This window comes from Streptomyces sp. NPDC054841, from assembly GCF_053611045.1.
Map to the genome: position 1 here is coordinate 3,778 of NZ_JBSGZO010000008.1, position 21,964 is coordinate 25,741.

Genomic DNA, 21,964 nt, shown 5'->3' on the forward strand with positions numbered 1-21,964 from the left:
GCGGCTCCGGTCCCGCCGACGGCCGCGCCCGGCAGTGCGGCTCTGGTTCCGCTCCCGCCTCCGGTCCGGCCCGGCAGTGCGGCTCCGGTCCCGCCGACGGCCGCGCCCGGCAGTGCGGCTCTGGTTCCGCTCCCGCCTCCGGTCCGGCCCGGCAGTGCGGCTCCGGTCCCGCCCGGCAGTGCGGCCACCAGATCCAGATCCGCACCGGCCAGGGCGCATCCCATGCGCCGTGAGCCGACGACGTGGACGATGCCGTCGGCCAGCGCGTCGGAGATGCGCTGCACGGTGCGCCGGGCGTGTGCTTCGCGGTCGGGGTCCTCGGGGGCCGGTGTGACGGCGCCCTCCTCGGGCACCCACCGCACCTCGCCCGTCCCCAGCGCGACCGTCGCCCGCACCCGCATCGGCTCGTCGCCCCGCCGGGACAGCAGGACCACGTCACCGACGCGTGCCGTCATGCCGTCGAGCAGGGCTTCGCAATGGGCGGCGAGCTGCTGCGGATCACGGGTCCGGCCCAGCGAGAGATGCGGGGTGAAACCCGTGGCGCGGCCCCCGCAGCGGGGGAAGCGCTCTTCCAGCGCGCGGCGCAGTTCCGCCCAGGGCGTCGCGTCGGCCGCCGCGGGGTCGAGCCAGACGGTGGCGTCCTCCCGGTGCCCGAAGCTGTGCACCCCTTCGAGCCGTGCGGTGAACGGCGGTGTCCCCGCCGCCGCCGCGGAGAGCAGCGGTGCCGCCCGCTCGAAGTCGCACTCCGGTACGAACCCGAAGAGCACATTGACATGCGGCGGCCAGCGGTGGATCTGCCGGTCGTGCTCGCGTCGGATGTGCTGGATCGGCGGCCACAGCTCCCGCGGGGGGATCCAGGCGACGGCTGTCCGTGCCGTCGCCCGGACGGCGAGCACCTCGGCCGGCTCATCGCCGCCGAAGCTCAGGTCCGCCGCCACGGCGTAGTGGTCCGAGGCGTACAGCCCGTCGGGCGCCGGGGTGTCGCCCAGCAGGGCCGCCCCGTCCACCCGGAGCCCCTCCGCCCCCGGTCCGTCAGCCCGCAGCAGCACGCGGTCCAGCCGGGACGCCCGCCCGGACAGCGACGACACCGAGGCCAGCGGATTGACGCCCGGGTCGAAGGTGGGCGTCCGGTCGCCGTGCCCGTGCGCCTCGCTCCAGGCGTCCCGCATGCCGAGCGTCGTCTCCGGCACGTCCCCGCCGTCGTTGAAGTCGCCCAGCAGGACCATGTCACCCTCGACACCTGCCAGCCCCTCGGCGAGCCGCACCAGCTCGGCCTCCCGCCGTGCCGCCCCGCCCTCGGAGTGATCGCTGCTCAGATGGGTCGCGGCGACGACGGCCCGGCCGGCCGCCGTGTCCACGACCACCGCCGTGACGGCCTTGTGCGGGCCGAGGACGTGGATTCCCGCCTCCCGCACCGGCAGCCGGCTGAGCAGCAGCACTCCGCAGTCGTCGACGTCCTTCCCGGCCGGGTCGGTGCCGAGCGTGTACGCCTCCCGCACCCAGGGCGCGTCCAGCAGCATCGCGAGCAGCTCCGCCTCGACCTCCTGGAGGGCGATGACGTCCGCGTCGGCCTCGCGAAGAGCCGCCAGCAGCATCGGCCGGCGCCGGACGGTGTCGATGCGGTCGCTGTCGTACCGGTCCCACAGCGTGTTCCAGGTCAGTACGCGCAGCCCGCCGGCCGCCGGGACGCCCCGAGGCGCGTCCGCGTCCGCGGCCACCCAGCCGCGCGCCGCGTCCCACACGTACGGCGTCCGGGCCGAGAAGAACGGCGACCGCAGCCGTCGCGGGTCCCGTATCCGCCCGGCGTCCGTCGCGTCGATGCGGTCCACGCCCGCGGACCGGTCCCAGACCACTTCGCCGTCGGCCTCGAAGAACAGCACCCGGTGCCACGGGATCTCGCCGGCCGGGTCGAAGTCGTCCAGCGGCATCCGCTTGGGCGCGGCGCCGCGCTGGTTGATCCCCATCACGAAGCGGGCCGGGTCGAACCGCGGATCCCACTGGACCCGGTGGTAGATCTCCTCGCTGGTACGCACCTACGCCTCCTCCTCGACGGTCCCGCCCGCGCCGATGTACCAGGTGCGGTGCGCCTGTGCGGGGTACGGCGGGACGAACCGGTGCAACTGCGCGGTGAGTACCTCGGGCGGCACCGGGTGCGCCCGCTCCGCATTGCGCCGGACCAGCTCGTCCTCGCCGACCAGCACCACCGCGTGCGTGACGAAGGCGTCGCGGCGGTGCGCGACCGCGTGCACCAGGGAACGCTGGTGCGGGTTGAGGGATGTGGCGTCCCACACCACGGTCCCACCTTCCGCGAGTGCCGTGCCGAGCCGGTCGAGGCCCGCGCGCAGGACCTCCCCGTTCGCACGCTGGTCGGCGCGTGAGCCGCGGTTCTCGCGCAGCTCGTCGAGAGAGACGTACGTGTCGGCTCCGCCGAGGCTCCGCGCGAAGGTGCTCTTGCCGCTGCCCGACGGGCCGACCATGTGGATCAGCCGGGGAAAGTCCCCGGACCGCCACCGCCAGGTCGCCGCTACGGCCTCCTCGACGGTCCGGATCCGCCCGTGCGCGTAGGCGTCCCGCGCCTCGGCCCAGCAGCGCCCGGCCGTGTCCGCCTCCAGATCGGCGAACGCCTCCTTCAGCGCGTCCAGCGGCCCGGCGTCCTGCGCGTGCAGCGCGGACCACTCCACCTGGTCGCGCGCTTCGGCGTCGGGCGCGACCGCCCCGGCGACGGCGTGCAGCACGTCCAGGTCGACGGCGAACGACATCCGTACGAGCCCGGACCTGCGCTCCTCGTCGGGATACGGGCGGTGCAGCCCGGTGTGCAGCCCGACCAGGTCCGCGACGCGCCGTGCGAGCGGCAGGCCGAGCGGCCCCGCGAGGCGCCCCGCGAGCGACCCGCGCCGGCTCTTGTGCAGCAGCGCGGCCAGCACCCCGGCGAGCCTCGCGTCCCCGGTCCTGTCGAGGCGGGCGCCTACTTCGGCGGCGGCGGCCTCGTCCCCGTCCGGCACCCCCACGGCGGCCGACAGCGCCTCGGTGTCCGGCGCGGCCCCCGACCTGACCGCCCACAGCGCCGCGGCCGGCCCCAGCCCGTTCGCCACGACAGCGGCGTGCATCCAGTGCGTACCGGTCTGTACGTGCCCGGGCCGCACCCACTTGGCGACCCGCCGCCCGAACTCCTCCGGGCCGAAGCCGTCGACCGTCCGTACGACGTACCCCTCCTGGCGCCCGGTCTCCAGCCTGATCCCGCGCAGCGCCCGCTCGGCCACCCTGTCGAGAGTGCCCCGCCACAGCACCAGCGGTACGGGGACCCCCAGTCCCCGTAGGAATCCCACGGTCCGGTCCCAGTCCAGACAGCGACCGTCCGCGTCCCAGACGGAGAATCCGTAGAACCAGCTCTCCAGCTCCTCGTACGCGATCGAGTGCCGCGCGTACATGTTCTCCCCACACACCCGCCACCCCGCGGGGATCCGATCCGCGATCCGCCCCTGAAGCCCCTTCACCCAGGCCCGCGACGGATGATGCGCCGAATCCAGCGACCGCGCGTGCAGCCCGTCGGCGTACAGCGTCGTGTTCTCGCCGTCGAGCTTCTCGGTGACGACGACCTCCCGTCCTGTGAACCCCGACAGATCGGCGACCCGTACGTCGTCGGAGGCCGCGCCGGGCGACCACGGCAGATGCGGCGTCCGCGGATAGTGCGTCCGCATGATGATCGGCCCCCCGGTTGTCGGCATGTGGTGCCCGGTCACTCTAGGAGCGCGGGGGAGCGGTGATCGAACGAATAAGCCGGCCGTCGCGCCGCTCACCTCTCTCGACCCGACCGCGGTGTGGCGGGGCGGGGGGCCTCGTCAGCGGGGCCCCTCAGCACCCCATTGCCTTACCGGTGTCGCGGCCTCCCCAGTGTCCGGGCGGCAGTCGCGGCAGTGGCCCGGTTCCGGGGCGCGGAAGGCACGGTCGCAGGTGTCGCAGGTCTGGAGAGGGTCCGGGCGCACGATGACAGGGGCGGCTGGTAGGGGCGGTGGTAGGAGCGCGGTGAGGCGGTGGGCGAGCAGGCCCGCCGGGTGGCTGAGGTCGGGCGGGAGGTTCGCGGTCAGGGTGCGGCGTACGGCCTCGGGGGTGGTGTCCCGTTCCAGCCAGGCCTCGACGGCCGGGGCGAGGCGCCGCACGTCCGGCTCGGAGAGGAGCAGACGGGGATGGTCCCGGCGCAGATCGGTGAGCAGGGCGACGGCCGTCCCGTGGAGGGTCAGGTCGTCCGATTGCGGCGAGGGGAGAGGCGGTGATGCGCGGCGAGGCGCGGGTTCGGGCTCGGGCGGGGGCTCCGGTGGCGCGACCGGCACCGGCTTGGGGTTGGGCGGGGGCCCAGGCACCGCCACCGCCACCGGCACCCGCTCCGGCTTGGGCTCGGGCGGGTGCGGGGCAGGGCTCGCGCCCGGCCGGTTGTACGAGATGGTCCGCGTGACGAGCCGGCCATTGGCCAGCCGCTCGCAGGGACGCGCGAGGTATCCGGCGGCCTCCAGCTCCCGCATGGCTTCGGCGATGCGCGCCTCGCTCTCCGGAAAGCGTGCCGTGAAGCACTTGATGGTGACCTCGGACCCGGCCTTGAGCGACTGGATGTGGACGGCGAGCCCAATTGCGATGAGGCTCAACTCGCGGTGCTGGGCAAGGTGGTTGCCGACGACCGTGCAGCGGCTGGTGTGCCGGACGTTGACGTGGACGACACCGGATCGGGCGGCCGGTCGGCGAACGGGGGACTGGGCGCGCGAGCGCGCGCTAAGGTGCTGAAGAGCCATCGGGAAGCCCTAACTTCCTCGGTGGTCAGGCCCTCGATCGGGATGCCAGTCCCGGCCGGGGGCCGACGTATGTCTGGGGTTGTCGCGGCGAGCATATGCCAGCCAACCCGCCTCAAATCCAGCCGAGTTGGCGCAGTCCACCCATGTGGGTGACGGGGAGGCTGGAGGGGTTGGGAAGGTTCTTTCCCTGGTTCTTTTCTCTTTCTTGTGTCGTGGGACGCCGGGTCGCGGTCCACCGGGTCGCGGAGGGCCACGATCCGGTGCGACCTGGTATTACGCGCGGTACGGCGCTGCGAGCGCGGTCGGCCCGTAACGCGATCAGGCCCGGCCGCAATGTGCGGCCGGGCCTGATCGAGGGTTGTGTGTGCCTTGGGCGGCACCCGGCTACTCGTCGCCGAAGATCTCCTCGGCGGTTGGGGCGGTGACAGCACGGGCGAGCCAGCAGCGCAGGATCGCGGGGTCCTCGCAGCCGGTGATGCGCTCGCGTGCCACGTCGGGGACGTCGATGCCGCGCTGCTCGAGGACGAGCAGGATGTCCTCGGCGCGGCTTTCGGCGCGGAGGCTGTCCGAGAGCGGCGATTTGTAGAAAGAGAGGTCCACGGCCACCAGTTTCCTCCACTGTTCTGCGGCTGGGTGCTTGCCCATGCCCTGCGCGATGAGTTCGATGATGGGATCGGCGACGTCCCGCGGTGTGTCCCGCAGAACGGTTGACACTGCTTTGAGTATGGCCCCGATGTCCGGGTCCGTGATGTGTGTGATCGCAGCAAGTGTGGCGAGTGCGAGGTCCTTGCGGGCCTCGGCCGAGTTGGTGATCACGGGCATGTTGTGCGGGCCCACCACAAGGGGGCGCAGGGTCAGCGCGGGCCACTGTCGGGGGCCGATGTGGACGGGCCGCGCGGCCCACTCGGCCGTGGCACGGTCCTGGCAGACGACCAGTAGCAGGGGCTGCAAGGGGTACTTCGTGTGCAGATATGACAGGTAGTACGCCCAGCTGGCGGGCTTGGCCGGGTCCTTCTTGCCCTGAGCCTCGACCGCGAGGAGAAAGGACTCGTCGTCCTCTGTGTCGAGGCGTAACAGGGTGTCGACGCGGCGTTCGAGGGGCCGGGTTTCGGTGAGGTCGGTGGGCAGGACCGTGATCGAGGTGGGCGCGGCGAAGGTGAGGCCCAAAACCTCGGAGACCCGGGAGAAGAGCTCCGGGTGCCCCTGGAAGATGCGGTGCATCGCCTCGTGGGGCGAGCTGACCATGCGGGTTCCTCTGGTTGTGCGGGCTGGTACGGAGAGTTGCCTATGGCACATGCCCAAGGCGTGTCTCGTTGGCGAGCGTAGGCGGCCAACGCGGCCTGGTTGCCCGCGAATTGGGGATGTTCACCCGAGGGGGTGAGGGCGCCCGGCGCCCGTCGGTGCGAGGTCCAGCTCGGCCCACACCGTCTTGCGCGGGACGGGACCCGACGTCACGCCCCAGCGGTCCGCGAGAACTTCGACGAGCAGCAGCCCGCGCCCCGACTCGCTGTCGGCGGAGGGCGGCTGGGGGCGGAGGCCCGGGAGCCGGTCGCCGCGCGTGTCGGTCACCTCGACGCGGAGGATGCGCTCGGCGTCCGTCGTGCAGACAGCGAGGAGGAAGTCCCGGCCGGGCAGGCGGGCGTGGGTGACGGCGTTCGCGGCGAGCTCGGCAACGAGCTGGGCCGCCGTTTCGGCCACCCCGTACGGCAGGTCCCAGGCGTGCAGCCGCTCGGTGGCGAGCAGGCGCGCGAGGCGGGCACCGCGTGGCGTGGGGGACAGCTGCACAGTGAAGTGATGTGTGGGGGTGCCGAGTTGGGCGGCTTTCTGGTTCACGTCACTTAGCGTGGTGTGGCCTGCTTACGCTGACCAGTGACGCAGCGGATGCGTACCGTGACTGTCCGGAGCTTGTCCGGTCGTGTCCGGGCTGTCCCGAAGGGCGTACGGGCAGGGGGCATCCAGTTGCGGCGGTACGTCGGAGGTGGCGCGGGTGAGCGTGGAAGTGGACGGTACGGAGCGGCCCATGGGTGACGGGGACGAGCCCGGTTGGGAGGTCGATCCCGATGACGAGTCGGGTGCGGCCGTCGTCGCGACGGTGGGGCGGCAGCTCAAGCTTCGCCGCGAAGCGTCCGGCATGCGGGCGGCCGAGTTCGGCGTGGCGATCGGATACGGGGAGGACCTGGTCTACAAGGTCGAGGCCGGGAAGCGGATTCCCAGGCCGGAGTACCTGGACAAGGCGGACGAGGTGCTGGGGGCGGGCGGGCTTATCGCCGCGATGAAGAAGGACGTGGCGGAGGTTCGGTACCCGAAGAAGGTGCGGGACCTGGCCAAGATGGAGGCGAAGGCAGTCGAGCTGCTCTCGTACGGCAGCCACGCGCTGCATGGTCTGCTGCAGACGGAGGCGTATGCCCGTGCGTTGCTGGGGACTCGTCGGCCCGCTTATGCGGCGGACGAGTTGGAGCGGATGTTGGAAGCCCGCATGGCTCGGCAGACCATCTTCGACCGGTCTCCCGCGCCAGAGCTCGGCTTTGTCCTGGAAGAGGTGACCCTGCGCCGCCCCACCGGAGGCACAATGGTGCAACGCCAGCAGCTCGAACGCCTGTTGGAGGTAGGGCAGATGCGGAACGTCGAGATCCAGGTGATGCCGACCGACCGCTGGGAGCACCCTGGAACGGGTGGGAGGATTCAGGTACTCAAATTCGGTGACGGCTCCGCGATCGGTCGCACTGACGATGAGTACGGGGGGCGTCCCGTCTCCGATCTGAAGCGGCTCCGGGTCCTTGAGTTGCGCTATGGCATCATCCGGGCTCGGGCCCTCACGCCTGGGGAGTCGCTGGCCCTCATCGAGGAAGTGCTGGGAGAGACATGATCCGCAAGACCTCTGCCGGGGAATCCGACGAGCTCGTCTGGTTCAAGAGCAGCTACAGCGACACAAGCAACGGCAATGACTGCGTCGAGGTCGCCGCCACCCCCGGCACCGTCCACATCCGCGACTCCAAGAACATCCCCGGCCCCCGCCTCGCCGTCGCCCCCACCGCGTGGGCGGACTTCGTGACGTACGCGTCGCAGAGCTGACCCTCAACTCCTTTCGCCCCGCACCTGGTTGATCCCAAGTACGGGGCGCGCTGCTTTGACGGGTGGCATGGTCATCGCGGCGAGGCGGGAGCCGCGATGTGCTCGACGCGTGGCCGGGCGAGCCGGGCGTAGTCGGTGCCGGACATGACCAGGGATTGAGGTGCAGCGGGCGCAGGGCCCGGCGCGCGTACAGCCGTCCGACGAGCGCCACGTGCCCCGCCCGCATGAGGTGGCGCAGCACGTGACAGGAGGTCCGTGCGATCCCGGACGGGAACGAGCGGACCTCTGTGCGTCACGGCGCGCCCTGGGCTCGCCGTCGCGCCGGCCGCATGGGCCGAATTCGTCGCGTACGTCTCCTGGCCCTGACCGACAGCACGCGCGCGCACCGTGATCGGCCGGCTTGTATCCTGCGCCCACTTGTTCGTGGAATGTCCACGACAGTGTGCGGAACTCAGGGTGGGGACAGTGGGGCAGAACGCACCGGAGGGGCGGCCCGAAGGCGGGTCGTCGGTGTCGGACGAGGAGTGGGCGCAGTTCGTCGGCCGAGCCGAGAAGGACGGCGGTGCCGGCGCACCGAAAGAGCCGTCCGCCAGGGCGCGCATGGTGACCGAGCGGCTGCGCGCGGAGGACGAGCGCCGCCGTAGGGAAGGGAAGCCGGCCGAGCCGGAGGGCTGGCGGACCGGGCCCGCGTGGCAGGAGATGAACGGGGGCGCGAAGAAGCGCCGCCGCCTCGCGCTGGTGCTCGGGACGCTGGCCACCGTCGCGCTCGCCGTTGTCGCCATACGGCCGGAACTGGCCACCGACCGGCTGCACGGCGACGCGGACAAGAACGCCGCGCCGCTCTCCGCCGAGACGGTCCGGCCCACCGCCGCGCCGCCCGAGGAGCTGTTCCCGGATCTGCCGACCCTCAAGGAGCCGTTCCGAGGCTCGCCCGCGGCCCGCTGGGCGGACGGGGCCGCCGGTATCCAGGTGCCCGAGGCCAAGGCCGTCGGCGGGATGAGCAAGGACCAGGTCGCCCACGCGCTGCGCAGCACCAAGGAGCTGCTGGTCGCCTCGAACCTCGATCCGGCCACCCTCCGCGGTGACCGCCCGGCTGCCGCGCTGGCGCTGCTCGACCCTCGCCAGAAGGACGTCCACGGCCTGCTCGAGCGGGCGCTGCGCGAGCCCGGCAAGGACCAGGACCCGCTGTCGATGTTCAGCCGCTTCGACCCGGCCGAGGTGCGTCTGGTGGGTGACGTGGTCAAGACGCGGGGGCGGATGACCTTCGGCAAGGGGGAGCGCAGCGGCGAGGTGCAGGTGCACGCCGACTACACCTTCGTCTATCCGGTGGTGAAGGCGAAGCCCGGAGCGGACGAGGTGACGCGGACCGTCGTCCGCCGCCAGATGACGTTCGCCCTGTACGACCCAGCCAAGGTGGTGACCACCCGCGGCAGGCTGCACGTACTCCGGTGGGAGATGACCAGCGGAAACTCCGACTGCGCCAAGGACGGCGACGGCTTCCTGCGGCCGCGGTTCGCGGAGGATCTTGCGGGTGGTGCGGCGCCCGGGGCGTCGGGCCCGGCCGTGGACCCGTACGACCGCAGCCAGGACCTCGCCGACCTCCCGCAGGAATGCGGCACGGTCACCCGAACCTAGATTCGTAAGTCCTGTCCAGCGGTGCCCGCCGAGCCGCGGGGCGGCCGTCTGCGTGCCTGAGGCGGGACCTGAGCAGAACCTGTCAAGCCGCGGGGCTTCGCGCGCCGCGGTTTGACAGCCAACCCCGTCGGGGTAATGTCTTCCGCTCGATTGGCGGCCCGAGCGCCCCGTATGGCAGACTATCGGGGTTGCTCGGTTGAGTGCCGATGCTGCGCGCCTCCCGCCGGGAGGACCGGAAGCGAGTCCCACAGTACTCGTCGTCCCAACTGCCTCACGGCAGCGCTGGGGCGGACGTACGGGAATCTTCCGGGAAGTGTCAGCGGGGCCCCGGCCAGGCACCCGGTGGGTCTTCGCCCCCGTCCAGCGGTCTCTTCTGCGGATCGCAATCCCCTCCAGCAGGGAATCCGTCACCGGATATCTGCGTAGCGGGAGTGCGACACGCCCGACCGCGTGGGTCGGAGGAGAGGGCTGGTAACACCGGGTTCCAGAGCGTTACGAGACAGACAGGACTACGAAGTAGCCATGGCGGGACAGAAGATCCGCATCCGGCTCAAGGCCTACGACCACGAGGTCATCGACTCCTCGGCGAAGAAGATCGTCGAGACGGTGACCCGCACTGGTGCGTCGGTCGCGGGCCCGGTGCCGCTGCCCACTGAGAAGAACGTGTACTGCGTCATCAAGTCGCCGCACAAGTACAAGGACTCGCGCGAGCACTTCGAGATGCGCACGCACAAGCGCCTCATCGACATCCTCGACCCCACGCCGAAGACGGTTGACTCGCTGATGCGTCTCGACCTGCCGGCCGGCGTCGACATCGAGATCAAGCTCTGAGGTGACGCGCAAGATGGCTAAGCAGATCAAGGGCATCCTGGGCGAGAAGCTCGGCATGACTCAGGTCTGGGACGAGAACAACCGTGTCGTCCCGGTCACCGTCGTCAAGGCCGGCCCCAACGTCGTCACCCAGGTCCGCACGAACGACACCGACGGCTACGAGTCGGTCCAGATCGCCTTCGGCGAGATCGACCCGCGCAAGGTGAACAAGCCCCTCAAGGGCCACTTCGCCAAGGCCGACGTCACCCCCCGTCGTCACCTCGTCGAGATCCGTACCGCCGACGCCGGCGAGTACACCCTCGGCCAGGAGATCACCGCCGAGGTCTTCGAGGCGGGCGTGAAGGTCGACGTCACCGGCAAGAGCAAGGGCAAGGGCTTCGCCGGTGTCATGAAGCGTCACAACTTCAAGGGCCTCGGCGCCGGTCACGGCACCCAGCGCAAGCACCGCTCTCCCGGCTCCATCGGTGGCTGCGCCACCCCGGGCCGTGTGTTCAAGGGCCTCCGCATGGCGGGCCGTATGGGCAACGAGCGGGTCACCACCCAGAACCTGACCGTCCACGCCGTTGACGCGGAGAAGGGTCTGCTGCTCATCAAGGGCGCGGTTCCTGGTCCGAACGGCGGCCTCGTCCTGGTCCGTACCGCGGCCAAGGGGGCCTGAGGTAACCGATGAGCACCATTGACATCCTTTCGCCCGCTGGCGACAAGGCCGGTAGCGTCGAGCTCCCCGCGGAGATCTTCGACGCCAAGGTCAGCGTTCCGCTGATCCACCAGGTCGTCGTCGCGCAGCTGGCCGCTGCCCGTCAGGGCACGCACAAGACCAAGTCCCGCGGCGAAGTCCGTGGTGGTGGCAAGAAGCCTTACCGCCAGAAGGGCACCGGCCGCGCCCGTCAGGGTTCGACCCGTGCGCCGCAGTTCGCCGGCGGTGGCGTCGTCCACGGCCCCGTGCCGCGTGACTACTCGCAGCGGACCCCGAAGAAGATGAAGGCCGCCGCCCTGCGCGGTGCCCTCACCGACCGGGCCCGTCACTCCCGTATCCACGTCGTCTCCGGCGTGGTCGAGGGTGCCGCCTCCACCAAGGCCGCCAAGACGCTGTTCGGCAAGATCTCGGAGCGCAAGAACCTGCTCCTGGTCGTCGACCGCAGCGACGAGGCCGCGTGGCTGTCCGCCCGCAACCTGCCCCAGGTGCACATCCTGGAGCCGGGCCAGCTGAACACGTACGACGTGCTCGTCTCCGACGACGTGGTCTTCACCCAGGCCGCTTTCGAGTCCTTCGTGTCTGGCCCCAAGGCCGCTGAGACCGAAGGGAGCGAGGCCTGATGTCCGAGGCCACGATCACCAGCAAGAGCTTCACGGACCCGCGCGACCTGCTGATCAAGCCGGTCGTCTCCGAGAAGAGTTACGCGCTGCTGGACGAGAACAAGTACACGTTCGTCGTCGACCCGCGTGCGAACAAGACCCAGATCAAGCAGGCCGTCGAGGCGGTCTTCAAGGTCAAGGTCACCGGGGTCAACACGATCAACCGCCAGGGCAAGCGCAAGCGCACCCGCACCGGTTTCGGTAAGCGCGCCAACACCAAGCGCGCCATCGTGACCCTTGCCGAGGGCGACCGTATCGACATCTTCGGCCAGGCCTCCTAACGGAGAGCCCTGGTCCGAATATCGGACGAGGACTGAGAAATGGGTATCCGCAAGTACAAGCCGACGACTCCGGGCCGTCGTGGCTCCAGCGTCGCCGACTTTGTCGAGATCACGCGGTCCACGCCGGAGAAGTCGCTGGTCCGTCCCCTGCACAGCAAGGGCGGCCGTAACAACGCCGGTCGTGTGACCGTTCGCCACCAGGGCGGTGGCCACAAGCGCGCCTACCGAGTGATCGACTTCCGTCGTCACGACAAGGACGGCGTGCCGGCCAAGGTCGCGCACATCGAGTACGACCCCAACCGCACCGCGCGCATCGCTCTTCTGCACTACGCGGACGGCGAGAAGCGCTACATCATCGCGCCGCGTGGCCTGAACCAGGGCGACCGTGTCGAGAACGGCCCGGCCGCCGACATCAAGCCCGGCAACAACCTGGCGCTGCGCAACATCCCGGTCGGTACGACCATCCACGCCATCGAGCTGCGGCCCGGCGGCGGCGCGAAGTTCGCCCGCTCCGCGGGTGCCTCCGTGCAGCTGCTGGCGAAGGAGGGCTCCATGGCCCACCTTCGTATGCCGTCCGGCGAGATCCGCCTGGTCGACGTCCGCTGCCGCGCCACCATCGGCGAGGTCGGCAACGCCGAGCAGTCGAACATCAACTGGGGCAAGGCCGGCCGTATGCGCTGGAAGGGCGTCCGCCCGACCGTCCGCGGTGTCGCCATGAACCCGGTCGACCACCCGCACGGTGGTGGTGAGGGCAAGACCTCCGGTGGTCGCCACCCGGTCTCCCCGTGGGGTCAGAAGGAGGGTCGTACTCGTTCTCCCAAGAAGGCGAGCAACAAGTACATCGTCCGCCGCCGCAAGACGAACAAGAAGCGCTAGGAGCGGGTTTAGATGCCGCGCAGTCTCAAGAAGGGGCCCTTCGTCGACGACCACCTCATCAAGAAGGTGGACGTGCAGAACGAGGCAGGCACCAAGAACGTCATCAAGACCTGGTCCCGTCGCTCGATGATCGTCCCGGCCATGCTGGGCCACACGATCGCGGTGCACAACGGCAAGACCCACGTCCCGGTGTTCGTCACCGAGTCGATGGTCGGCCACAAGCTCGGCGAGTTCTCGCCGACTCGCACCTTCCGCGGCCACGTCAAGGACGACCGGAAGTCGAAGCGCCGCTAATCGCGGGGTGGAACGACTATGACTTACACCGAAGGGACAACCATGGAAGCCAGGGCCCAGGCGCGGTACATCCGCGTCACGCCCATGAAGGCCCGCCGCGTGGTGGACCTCATCCGTGGCATGGATGCCACGGAGGCTCAGGCGGTCCTGCGTTTCGCCCCGCAGGCCGCGAGCGTGCCGGTCGGCAAGGTGCTGGACAGCGCCATCGCCAACGCCGCGCACAACTACGACCACACGGACGCCTCTTCGCTGTTCATCAGCGAGGCGTACGTGGACGAGGGCCCGACCCTGAAGCGGTTCCGTCCGCGTGCTCAGGGCCGTGCCTACCGGATCCGTAAGCGGACCAGCCACATCACCGTGGTCGTCAGCAGCAAGGAAGGAACCCGGTAATGGGCCAGAAGGTAAACCCGCACGGGTTCCGGCTCGGCATCACCACGGACTTCAAGTCCCGGTGGTACGCCGACAAGCTGTACAAGGACTACGTCAAGGAAGACGTCGCCATTCGTCGCATGATGACGAAGGGCATGGAGCGGGCCGGTATCTCGAAGGTTGAGATCGAGCGCACCCGCGACCGCGTCCGCGTTGACATCCACACCGCCCGCCCGGGCATCGTCATCGGTCGCCGTGGCGCCGAGGCCGACCGCATCCGTGGCGAGCTGGAGAAGCTGACCGGCAAGCAGGTCCAGCTGAACATCCTCGAGGTCAAGAACCCCGAGGTGGACGCTCAGCTGGTGGCCCAGGCCGTCGCCGAGCAGCTCTCCTCCCGCGTCTCCTTCCGTCGTGCCATGCGTAAGAGCATGCAGAGCTCGATGAAGGCCGGCGCCAAGGGCATCAAGATCCAGTGCGGTGGCCGCCTCGGCGGCGCCGAGATGTCCCGCTCGGAGTTCTACCGCGAGGGCCGTGTGCCCCTGCACACGCTCCGCGCGAACGTCGACTACGGCTTCTTCGAGGCCAAGACGACCTTCGGCCGCATCGGTGTGAAGGTCTGGATCTACAAGGGCGACGTCAAGAACATCGCCGAGGTCCGCGCCGAGAACGCCGCTGCCCGCGCCGGCAACCGCCCGGCCCGTGGCGGCGCTGACCGCCCGGCCGGCCGTGGTGGCCGCGGTGGCGAGCGTGGCGGTCGCGGTCGCAAGCCGCAGCAGCAGTCCGCGCCGGCTGCCGAGGCCCCCAAGGCCGACGCTCCCGCCGCCGCTCCGGCTGCTGAGAGCACCGGAACGGAGGCCTGACCGAAATGCTGATCCCCCGCAGGGTCAAGCACCGCAAGCAGCACCACCCCAAGCGCCGCGGTATGGCCAAGGGTGGTACGACGGTTGCGTTCGGCGAGTACGGCATTCAGGCCATGACTCCGGCGTACGTGACCAACCGCCAGATCGAGGCGGCTCGTATCGCGATGACCCGCCACATCAAGCGTGGCGGCAAGGTCTGGATCAACATCTACCCGGACCGCCCGCTGACGAAGAAGCCTGCCGAGACCCGCATGGGTTCCGGTAAGGGTTCCCCGGAGTGGTGGGTCGCGAACGTGCACCCGGGCCGGGTCATGTTCGAGCTGTCCTACCCGAACGAGAAGATTGCACGTGAGGCTCTGACTCGCGCGGCTCACAAGCTGCCGATGAAGTGCCGGATCGTCAAGCGCGAGGCAGGTGAAGCGTGATGTCGGCCGGTACCAAGGCGTCCGAGCTGCGCGAGCTGGGCAACGAGGAGCTTGTTGCCAAGCTCCGCGAGGCCAAGGAAGAGCTGTTCAACCTCCGCTTCCAGGCGGCGACCGGTCAGCTCGAGAACCACGGCCGGCTGAAGGCCGTCCGCAAGGACATCGCGCGGATCTACACCCTGATGCGTGAGCGCGAGCTGGGCATCGAGACGGTGGAGAGCGCCTGATGAGCGAGAGCAACGTGACTGAGAACAAGACCGAGCGCGGTTTCCGCAAGACCCGCGAGGGTCTGGTCGTCAGCGACAAGATGGACAAGACCGTCGTCGTCGCCGTCGAGGACCGCGTCAAGCACGCGCTGTACGGCAAGGTCATCCGCCGTACGAACAAGCTCAAGGCGCACGACGAGCAGAACGCTGCCGGCGTCGGCGACCGCGTCCTCATCATGGAGACGCGTCCGCTGTCGGCGACGAAGCGCTGGCGCATCGTCGAGATCCTCGAGAAGGCCAAGTAATTCTTGAAGGGGTAACCCTTCGAGTCAGTTCCGCCAGGCTCGGCCGGGGCTTCCATGCGAAGCCCCGGCCGGGAACCGGCAGACAAACAGGAGATAGACGTGATCCAGCAGGAGTCGCGGCTTCGCGTCGCCGACAACACTGGTGCCAAGGAGATCCTTTGCATCCGTGTTCTCGGTGGCTCGGGCCGCCGCTACGCGGGCATCGGTGACGTCATCGTCGCCACCGTCAAGGACGCGATCCCCGGTGGCAACGTGAAGAAGGGTGACGTCGTCAAGGCGGTCATCGTTCGCACCGTCAAGGAGCGCCGCCGCCAGGACGGCTCGTACATCCGCTTCGACGAGAACGCCGCCGTCATTCTGAAGAACGACGGCGACCCTCGCGGCACCCGTATCTTCGGCCCGGTGGGCCGTGAGCTGCGCGAGAAGAAGTTCATGAAGATCATCTCGCTCGCGCCGGAGGTGCTGTAAGCATGAAGATCAAGAAGGGCGACCTGGTCCAGGTCATCACCGGTAAGGACAAGGGCAAGCAGGGCAAGGTCATCGCGGCCTTCCCCCGCGAGGACCGTGTCCTGGTCGAGGGTGTCAACCGGGTCAAGAAGCACACGAAGGCCAACCAGCCGGGCCGTGCGTCGCAGGCCGGCGGCATCGTCACCACCGAGGCCCCCATTCACGTGAGCAACGTTCAGCTCGTCGTGGAGAAGGACGGCAACAAGGTCGTGACCCGCGTCGGTTACCGCTTCGACGACGAGGGCAACAAGATCCGCGTTGCCAAGCGGACGGGTGAGGACATCTGATGGCTACCACCACCATTCCGCGTCTCAAGACGAAGTACCGCGAGGAGATCGCGGGCAAGCTGCGTGAGGAGTTCTCCTACGAGAACGTCATGCAGGTTCCCGGCCTCGTGAAGATCGTGGTCAACATGGGTGTGGGCGACGCCGCCCGCGACTCCAAGCTGATCGAGGGCGCCATCAAGGACCTCACCACGATCACCGGTCAGAAGCCGGCCGTCACCAAGGCCCGCAAGTCCATCGCGCAGTTCAAGCTGCGTGAGGGCCAGCCGATCGGTGCCCACGTCACGCTTCGTGGCGACCGCATGTGGGAGTTCCTGGACCGCACCCTGTCGCTCGCGCTCCCGCGCATCCGCGACTTCCGTGGCCTGTCCCCCAAGCAGTTCGACGGCCGTGGCAACTACACCTTCGGTCTCACGGAGCAGGTCATGTTCCACGAGATCGACCAGGACAAGATCGACCGCGTCCGGGGTATGGACATCACCGTGGTGACCACGGCGACCAACGACGCTGAGGGCCGTGCCCTTCTCCGTCACCTCGGCTTCCCGTTCAAGGAGGCGTAAGCGAGATGGCGAAGAAGGCTCTGATTGCCAAGGCTGCTCGTAAGCCCAAGTTCGGTGTGCGTGCGTACACCCGCTGCCAGCGCTGCGGCCGTCCGCACTCCGTGTACCGCAAGTTCGGCCTGTGCCGCGTGTGCCTTCGTGAGATGGCTCACCGTGGCGAGCTGCCGGGCGTGACCAAGAGCTCCTGGTAATTCCGGGTTTCCCGGAATTACCGGAGGCTCTCGGTAAGCAACGGGACGGCGGGGCCCTCCCTTACATGCCGTAGGCTTGTGGGGTTGGGCGCCCGCCGCCCTGATCGACTTACTACGCCGTAGGTCCCCGCGCCGCACCCGTCCCGCCCATGTGTGGGGAGAGGGATGGCGCATACAGGAAACCCCGGCGAGAGAGGCCGAAGGCCAATTCATGACCATGACTGATCCGATCGCGGACATGCTGACTCGTCTGCGTAACGCGAACTCGGCGTACCACGACTCCGTGACGATGCCGCACAGCAAGATCAAGTCGCACATCGCGGAGATCCTCCAGCAGGAGGGCTTCATCACGGGCTGGAAGGTCGAGGACGCCGAGGTCGGCAAGAACCTCGTCCTCGAGCTGAAGTTCGGCCCGAACCGTGAGCGCTCCATCGCGGGCATCAAGCGGATCTCCAAGCCCGGTCTCCGGGTGTACGCGAAGTCCACCAACCTGCCGAAGGTGCTCGGCGGCCTGGGCGTGGCGATCATCTCCACGTCGCACGGTCTCCTCACCGACAAGCAGGCCAGCAAGAAGGGTGTGGGCGGGGAAGTCCTCGCCTACGTCTGGTAGTCGGGAACGGAGGAGAAGAAACATGTCGCGTATCGGCAAGCTCCCCATCTCGGTTCCCGCCGGCGTGGATGTCACCATCGATGGCCGTACGGTCCAGGTGAAGGGTCCCAAGGGCACCCTCAGCCACACCGTTGCCGCGCCGATCGAGATCGCGAAGGGTGAGGACGGCGTTCTCAACGTCACCCGCCCGAACGACGAGCGTCAGAACAAGGCCCTGCACGGCCTGTCCCGCACGCTGGTGGCCAACATGATCACCGGTGTGACCCAGGGGTACGTCAAGGCGCTCGAGATCAGCGGTGTCGGTTACCGCGTTGCCGCGAAGGGCTCCAACCTGGAGTTCCAGCTCGGCTACAGCCACCCGATCCTGGTGGAGGCCCCCGAGGGCATCTCCTTCAAGGTCGAGTCGCCGACCAAGTTCTCGGTCGAGGGCATCGACAAGCAGAAGGTCGGCGAGGTCGCCGCGAACATCCGCAAGCTGCGCAAGCCCGACCCGTACAAGGCCAAGGGCGTGAAGTACGCGGGCGAGGTCATCCGCCGCAAGGTCGGAAAGGCTGGTAAGTAAGCCATGGCATACGGCGTGAAGATTGCCAAGGGCAAGGCCTACAAGGGCGCTTCCCTGAAGCGTCGCCACATCCGCATCCGCAAGAAGATCTCGGGTACCCCGGCGCGTCCGCGTCTGGTCGTCACCCGGTCCAACCGCGGCATCACGGCTCAGGTCATCGACGACCTCGCGGGTCACACCCTCGCGTCGGCGTCCACCCTGGACTCGTCCATCCGCGGCGGCGAAGGCGACAAGTCGGCGAAGGCGAAGCAGGTCGGCCAGCTCGTGGCCGAGCGTGCCAAGGCCGCCGGCGTCGAGGCTGTCGTGTTCGACCGTGGCGGCAACCAGTACGCCGGGCGCATCGCCGCCCTGGCGGACGCCGCCCGCGAAGCCGGCCTGAAGTTCTGAGCCGGTTCCGTAGCTCAGCGGAAAACGAAGAGAGGTAATTCCAATGGCTGGACCCCAGCGCCGCGGAAGCGGTGCCGGTGGCGGCGAGCGGCGGGACCGGAAGGGCCGTGACGGCGGCGCAGCTGCCGCCGAGAAGACCGCTTACGTTGAGCGCGTTGTCGCGATCAACCGTGTCGCCAAGGTTGTGAAGGGTGGTCGTCGCTTCAGCTTCACCGCGCTGGTCGTGGTGGGCGACGGTGACGGCACCGTGGGTGTCGGTTACGGCAAGGCCAAGGAGGTGCCGGCCGCCATCGCCAAGGGTGTTGAGGAGGCCAAGAAGCACTTCTTCAAGGTCCCCCGTATCCAGGGCACCATCCCGCACCCGATCACGGGCGAGAAGGCCGCGGGCGTCGTCCTGCTCAAGCCTGCTTCCCCCGGTACCGGTGTTATCGCCGGTGGCCCGGTGCGTGCCGTGCTGGAGTGCGCCGGCGTTCACGACATCCTGTCGAAGTCGCTCGGCTCGTCCAACGCGATCAACATCGTGCACGCGACCGTGGAGGCCCTGAAGGGCCTGCAGCGTCCCGAGGAGATCGCGGCTCGCCGTGGTCTGCCGCTCGAGGACGTCGCCCCCGCGGCCCTGCTTCGTGCGCGTGCGGGAGCGGGTGCGTAATGGCCCGCCTCAAGATCACGCAGACGAAGTCGTACATCGGAAGCAAGCAGAACCACCGCGACACCCTGCGTTCGCTTGGCCTGAAGAGGGTCAACGACGTGGTCGTCAAGGAGGACCGCCCCGAGTTCCGCGGAATGGTGCACACCGTCCGCCACCTCGTGACGGTTGAGGAGGTCGACTGATCATGGCGGAGAACAACCCGCTCAAGATCCACAACCTCCGTCCCGCCCCGGGCGCCAAGACCGCCAAGACCCGTGTGGGTCGTGGTGAGGCGTCGAAGGGTAAGACGGCCGGTCGTGGTACCAAGGGCACGAAGGCCCGCTACCAGGTTCCGGAGCGCTTCGAGGGTGGGCAGATGCCCCTCCACATGCGTCTCCCGAAGCTGAAGGGCTTCAAGAACCCGTTCCGCACCGAGTACCAGGTCGTGAACCTGGACAAGCTGGCCGCGCTCTACCCGCAGGGTGGCGAGGTCACGGTGGCCGATCTGGTCGCCAAGGGCGCGGTGCGCAAGAACAGCCTCGTCAAGGTCCTGGGCCAGGGCGAGATCTCCGTGGCGCTGCAGGTTTCGGTTGACGCCGTTTCCGGCTCCGCCAAGGAGAAGATCGCCGCCGCAGGCGGCACCGTCACCGAGCTCGTCTGAGACGAGCCGATGGCTTGAACATCAACCGGGGATGCCTCGCAATCGAGGCATCCCCGGTTGGTCGTTCCAAGCGGGGCACACTCGCCGGTAAGGTGGCGTGCGTTGTTGCTGTTATCCCCTTGGGGGGCGACCCCCTGGCCGTGAGGTCCGCCCGCAGGGCACTCCGAGCGGCTCTTGACCCATACGTATTCGTCGAACCTCAAGACCGTCACCTCTGACGCTTTGCGCGGGGGTCGCAGGAGGCACCGTGCTCACCGCGTTCGCCCGGGCGTTCAAGACGCCCGACCTGCGCAAGAAGCTGCTCTTCACGCTCGGCATCATCGTGCTGTACCGGATCGGCGCACACATCCCCGTCCCCGGTGTCAGCTACGAGAGTGTCCAGATCTGTGTGGACCAGGCCTCGAAGAACAACAACAGCTTGTTCGGCCTCGTCAACATGTTCAGCGGCGGAGCGCTGCTGCAGATCACCATCTTCGCGCTCGGCATCATGCCGTACATCACGGCGAGCATCATCCTGCAGCTGCTGACCGTGGTCATCCCGCGCCTGGAAGCCCTCAAGAAGGAGGGCCAGTCCGGCACGGCGAAGATCACGCAGTACACGCGCTACCTCACGGTCGCCCTGGCCGTGCTCCAGGGCACCGGTCTGGTGGCCACCGCCCGCAGCGGTGCGCTGTTCTCCGGCTGTTCGGCCGCCCGTGACATCGTCCCCGATCAGTCGATCTTCGTGACCGCCACCATGGTGATCACGATGACCGCCGGTACGGCCATGGTGATGTGGCTCGGTGAGCTGATCACCGACCGCGGTATCGGCAACGGCATGTCGATCCTCATGTTCATCTCGATCGCGGCCGGCTTCCCCGGCGCGCTGTGGGCCATCAAGGAGAGCGGCAAGCTCGCCAAGGGCTGGATCGAGTTCGGCACGGTCATCCTGATCGGCTTCGTGATGGTCGCCCTCGTCGTCTTCGTCGAGCAGGCCCAGCGCCGTATTCCGGTGCAGTACGCGAAGCGCATGATCGGCCGCAGGTCCTACGGCGGTACGTCCACATACATCCCGCTCAAGGTGAACCAGGCGGGTGTGATTCCCGTCATCTTCGCGTCGTCGCTGCTCTACATTCCCGCCTTGATCGCGCAGTTCTCGAACTCCAACGCGGGCTGGAAAACGTGGATCGAAACCCATCTGGTCAAGGGTGACCACCCGTACTACATCGCTCTGTACTTCCTTCTGATCGTGTTCTTCGCCTTCTTCTACGTGGCGATCTCGTTCAACCCCGAGGAAGTCGCGGACAACATGAAGAAGTATGGTGGCTTCATCCCGGGTATCCGGGCTGGTCGACCTACTGCTGAGTATCTGAGCTATGTGCTCAACCGGATCACTTGGCCGGGCTCGCTGTATCTGGGTCTGATCGCTCTTGTGCCGACGATGGCGTTGGCGGGCTTCGGTGGTGCGAACCAGAACTTCCCGTTCGGTGGCACCAGCATCCTCATCATCGTGGGTGTCGGTCTCGAGACCGTGAAGCAGATCGAGAGCCAGCTCCAGCAGCGCAATTACGAAGGGTTCCTCCGCTGATGCGAATCGTCCTCGTCGGACCGCCCGGTGCCGGCAAGGGAACGCAGGCCGCGTTCCTTGCCAAGAACCTGTCGATCCCGCACATCTCCACGGGCGACCTCTTCCGGGCCAACATCAGCCAGGGTACGGAGCTCGGCAAGCAGGCCAAGGCGTACATGGACGCCGGCAACCTGGTGCCCGACGAGGTCACCATCGGGATGGCCAGGGACCGCATGGCCCAGCCGGACGCCGAGAACGGCTTCCTGCTCGACGGCTTCCCGCGCAACGTCTCCCAGGCCGAGGCGCTCGACGCCGCGCTCGCGGTCGACGGCGTGAAGCTGGACGCGGTGCTGGACCTGGAGGTCCCCGAGGACGAGGTCGTGAAGCGGATCGCGGGTCGCCGGATCTGCCGCAACGACAGCGCACACGTCTTCCACGTCACGTACAGCCCGGCGAAGACCGAGGGCGTCTGTGACGTCTGCGGCGGCGAGCTGTACCAGCGCGACGACGACACCGAGGAGACCGTGCGCAAGCGGCTCGAGGTCTACCACACGCAGACCGAGCCGATCATCGACCACTACCGGGCCCAGGGCCTCGTGGTCACCATCTCCGCGCTCGGCAAGGTCACCGAAGTGACCGAGCGGGCGATGGAGGCGCTGCAGAAGGACCGGGCCGCGCAGGCCTGAGCCACGCTGTACCTCTGAAGCTCTATGCGATACGGCCGCGGTGTCCCAGAGACG

General features: G+C 68.6%; 31 protein-coding genes. 26 read left to right on the forward strand and 5 right to left on the reverse strand.

The genetic code is table 11. From position 1 onward, the window contains the following. From ACWGI8_RS02275 to ACWGI8_RS02295, 5 genes are all read right to left on the reverse strand, one after another. The coding region (locus ACWGI8_RS02275; RefSeq protein ID WP_453657857.1) for an RNA repair domain-containing protein at nt 1-2,033 on the reverse strand (2,033 nt) is incomplete at its 3' end. Beyond that, the gene (locus ACWGI8_RS02280) at nt 2,034-3,698 is read right to left on the reverse strand and encodes an RNA ligase family protein (RefSeq protein WP_453657859.1); all 1,665 of its coding nucleotides are present in this window, start codon (nt 3,696-3,698) and stop codon (nt 2,034-2,036) included. It abuts the gene before it with no gap. 141 nt (nt 3,699-3,839) lie between these two features. Continuing rightward, on the reverse strand, nt 3,840-4,781 hold the full coding sequence (locus tag ACWGI8_RS02285) for a helix-turn-helix domain-containing protein (protein WP_453657861.1): 942 nt from the start codon (nt 4,779-4,781) through the stop codon (nt 3,840-3,842). Nucleotides 4,782-5,165: 384 nt separating this feature from the next. Beyond that, nucleotides 5,166-6,026, reverse strand: a complete 861-nt coding sequence (locus ACWGI8_RS02290) for a hypothetical protein (protein ID WP_453657863.1) — start codon at nt 6,024-6,026, stop codon at nt 5,166-5,168. A gap of 120 nt (nt 6,027-6,146) precedes the next feature. Next, nucleotides 6,147-6,614, reverse strand: coding sequence for an ATP-binding protein (locus ACWGI8_RS02295; RefSeq protein WP_453657865.1), 468 nt, complete (start codon nt 6,612-6,614; stop codon nt 6,147-6,149). Nucleotides 6,615-6,801: 187 nt separating this feature from the next. Here ACWGI8_RS02295 and ACWGI8_RS02300 point away from each other — a divergent pair, with 187 nt between their 5' ends. The 26 genes from ACWGI8_RS02300 to ACWGI8_RS02425 all read left to right on the forward strand — a co-directional run bounded on the left by ACWGI8_RS02300 (nt 6,802) and on the right by ACWGI8_RS02425 (nt 21,910). After that, the gene (locus ACWGI8_RS02300; protein WP_453657938.1) at nt 6,802-7,647 is read left to right on the forward strand and encodes a helix-turn-helix domain-containing protein; all 846 of its coding nucleotides are present in this window, start codon (nt 6,802-6,804) and stop codon (nt 7,645-7,647) included. Next, complete coding sequence (locus tag ACWGI8_RS02305; RefSeq protein WP_453657867.1) at nt 7,644-7,853, forward strand: DUF397 domain-containing protein; 210 nt, start codon at nt 7,644-7,646, stop codon at nt 7,851-7,853. Before ACWGI8_RS02300 ends, ACWGI8_RS02305 begins: the two co-directional genes overlap by 4 nt. 465 nt (nt 7,854-8,318) lie before the next feature. Beyond that, entirely contained in the window at nt 8,319-9,488 is a 1,170-nt protein-coding gene (locus ACWGI8_RS02310; protein ID WP_453657869.1) for a hypothetical protein, read from the forward strand. Nucleotides 9,489-10,010: 522 nt separating this feature from the next. Beyond that, the gene (gene rpsJ / locus ACWGI8_RS02315; protein ID WP_003948644.1) at nt 10,011-10,319 is read left to right on the forward strand and encodes a 30S ribosomal protein S10; all 309 of its coding nucleotides are present in this window, start codon (nt 10,011-10,013) and stop codon (nt 10,317-10,319) included. Nucleotides 10,320-10,332: 13 nt separating this feature from the next. After that, the gene (gene rplC, locus ACWGI8_RS02320) at nt 10,333-10,977 is read left to right on the forward strand and encodes a 50S ribosomal protein L3 (RefSeq protein WP_450723883.1); all 645 of its coding nucleotides are present in this window, start codon (nt 10,333-10,335) and stop codon (nt 10,975-10,977) included. Between the two features lie 8 nt (nt 10,978-10,985). Beyond that, nucleotides 10,986-11,636: a 50S ribosomal protein L4 gene (rplD, locus tag ACWGI8_RS02325; RefSeq protein ID WP_453657871.1), complete on the forward strand. Its 651-nt coding sequence runs from the start codon at nt 10,986-10,988 to the stop codon at nt 11,634-11,636. Continuing rightward, nucleotides 11,636-11,956, forward strand: a complete 321-nt coding sequence (gene rplW, locus ACWGI8_RS02330; protein ID WP_453657873.1) for a 50S ribosomal protein L23 — start codon at nt 11,636-11,638, stop codon at nt 11,954-11,956. Before rplD ends, rplW begins: the two co-directional genes overlap by 1 nt. Nucleotides 11,957-11,995: 39 nt before the next feature. Beyond that, nucleotides 11,996-12,832: a 50S ribosomal protein L2 gene (gene rplB, locus ACWGI8_RS02335; RefSeq protein WP_384935305.1), complete on the forward strand. Its 837-nt coding sequence runs from the start codon at nt 11,996-11,998 to the stop codon at nt 12,830-12,832. 12 nt (nt 12,833-12,844) lie between these two features. After that, nucleotides 12,845-13,126 (forward strand): 30S ribosomal protein S19, encoded by a 282-nt coding sequence (rpsS, locus tag ACWGI8_RS02340; RefSeq protein WP_003956461.1) that lies wholly within the window; start codon nt 12,845-12,847, stop codon nt 13,124-13,126. A 42-nt stretch (nt 13,127-13,168) separates the two neighbouring features. Next, nucleotides 13,169-13,516, forward strand: a complete 348-nt coding sequence (gene rplV, locus ACWGI8_RS02345; RefSeq protein WP_009327087.1) for a 50S ribosomal protein L22 — start codon at nt 13,169-13,171, stop codon at nt 13,514-13,516. Then, complete coding sequence (gene rpsC / locus ACWGI8_RS02350) at nt 13,516-14,355, forward strand: 30S ribosomal protein S3 (protein ID WP_453657875.1); 840 nt, start codon at nt 13,516-13,518, stop codon at nt 14,353-14,355. Before rplV ends, rpsC begins: the two co-directional genes overlap by 1 nt. A gap of 5 nt (nt 14,356-14,360) precedes the next feature. Next, the gene (gene rplP, locus ACWGI8_RS02355; protein ID WP_005313579.1) at nt 14,361-14,780 is read left to right on the forward strand and encodes a 50S ribosomal protein L16; all 420 of its coding nucleotides are present in this window, start codon (nt 14,361-14,363) and stop codon (nt 14,778-14,780) included. Beyond that, on the forward strand, nt 14,780-15,004 hold the full coding sequence (gene rpmC / locus ACWGI8_RS02360; protein ID WP_017949657.1) for a 50S ribosomal protein L29: 225 nt from the start codon (nt 14,780-14,782) through the stop codon (nt 15,002-15,004). The genes rplP and rpmC overlap by 1 nt, the downstream gene beginning before the upstream one ends. After that, nucleotides 15,004-15,288, forward strand: a complete 285-nt coding sequence (gene rpsQ, locus ACWGI8_RS02365; protein WP_318103813.1) for a 30S ribosomal protein S17 — start codon at nt 15,004-15,006, stop codon at nt 15,286-15,288. The genes rpmC and rpsQ overlap by 1 nt, the downstream gene beginning before the upstream one ends. A gap of 99 nt (nt 15,289-15,387) precedes the next feature. After that, complete coding sequence (gene rplN, locus ACWGI8_RS02370; RefSeq protein WP_003956455.1) at nt 15,388-15,756, forward strand: 50S ribosomal protein L14; 369 nt, start codon at nt 15,388-15,390, stop codon at nt 15,754-15,756. A 2-nt stretch (nt 15,757-15,758) separates the two neighbouring features. Then, entirely contained in the window at nt 15,759-16,082 is a 324-nt protein-coding gene (gene rplX, locus ACWGI8_RS02375; protein ID WP_105868304.1) for a 50S ribosomal protein L24, read from the forward strand. Further along, nucleotides 16,082-16,639 carry a 50S ribosomal protein L5 gene (gene rplE, locus ACWGI8_RS02380; RefSeq protein ID WP_453657878.1) on the forward strand — a complete coding sequence of 186 codons (558 nt, stop codon included), beginning with the start codon at nt 16,082-16,084 and terminating at the stop codon, nt 16,637-16,639. The genes rplX and rplE overlap by 1 nt, the downstream gene beginning before the upstream one ends. 5 nt (nt 16,640-16,644) lie before the next feature. Further along, on the forward strand, nt 16,645-16,830 hold the full coding sequence (locus ACWGI8_RS02385) for a type Z 30S ribosomal protein S14 (protein ID WP_003956452.1): 186 nt from the start codon (nt 16,645-16,647) through the stop codon (nt 16,828-16,830). A gap of 211 nt (nt 16,831-17,041) precedes the next feature. Next, a complete protein-coding gene (rpsH, locus tag ACWGI8_RS02390; RefSeq protein ID WP_017949652.1) occupies nt 17,042-17,440 on the forward strand; it encodes a 30S ribosomal protein S8 in 399 nt (132 codons plus the stop codon). Nucleotides 17,441-17,462: 22 nt separating this feature from the next. Further along, on the forward strand, nt 17,463-18,002 hold the full coding sequence (gene rplF / locus ACWGI8_RS02395) for a 50S ribosomal protein L6 (RefSeq protein WP_453657880.1): 540 nt from the start codon (nt 17,463-17,465) through the stop codon (nt 18,000-18,002). 3 nt (nt 18,003-18,005) lie between these two features. Further along, a complete protein-coding gene (gene rplR / locus ACWGI8_RS02400; RefSeq protein WP_336547169.1) occupies nt 18,006-18,389 on the forward strand; it encodes a 50S ribosomal protein L18 in 384 nt (127 codons plus the stop codon). A gap of 43 nt (nt 18,390-18,432) precedes the next feature. Next, entirely contained in the window at nt 18,433-19,038 is a 606-nt protein-coding gene (gene rpsE, locus ACWGI8_RS02405; RefSeq protein WP_020132624.1) for a 30S ribosomal protein S5, read from the forward strand. After that, nucleotides 19,038-19,220, forward strand: coding sequence for a 50S ribosomal protein L30 (gene rpmD / locus ACWGI8_RS02410; RefSeq protein ID WP_071273185.1), 183 nt, complete (start codon nt 19,038-19,040; stop codon nt 19,218-19,220). Before rpsE ends, rpmD begins: the two co-directional genes overlap by 1 nt. Before the next feature lie 2 nt (nt 19,221-19,222). Continuing rightward, nucleotides 19,223-19,678, forward strand: coding sequence for a 50S ribosomal protein L15 (gene rplO / locus ACWGI8_RS02415; protein WP_351226540.1), 456 nt, complete (start codon nt 19,223-19,225; stop codon nt 19,676-19,678). Between the two features lie 247 nt (nt 19,679-19,925). Continuing rightward, nucleotides 19,926-21,245, forward strand: coding sequence for a preprotein translocase subunit SecY (gene secY, locus ACWGI8_RS02420; protein ID WP_453657884.1), 1,320 nt, complete (start codon nt 19,926-19,928; stop codon nt 21,243-21,245). Next, nucleotides 21,245-21,910 (forward strand): adenylate kinase, encoded by a 666-nt coding sequence (locus ACWGI8_RS02425; protein WP_453657886.1) that lies wholly within the window; start codon nt 21,245-21,247, stop codon nt 21,908-21,910. Before secY ends, ACWGI8_RS02425 begins: the two co-directional genes overlap by 1 nt. Nucleotides 21,911-21,964 lie beyond the last annotated feature (54 nt).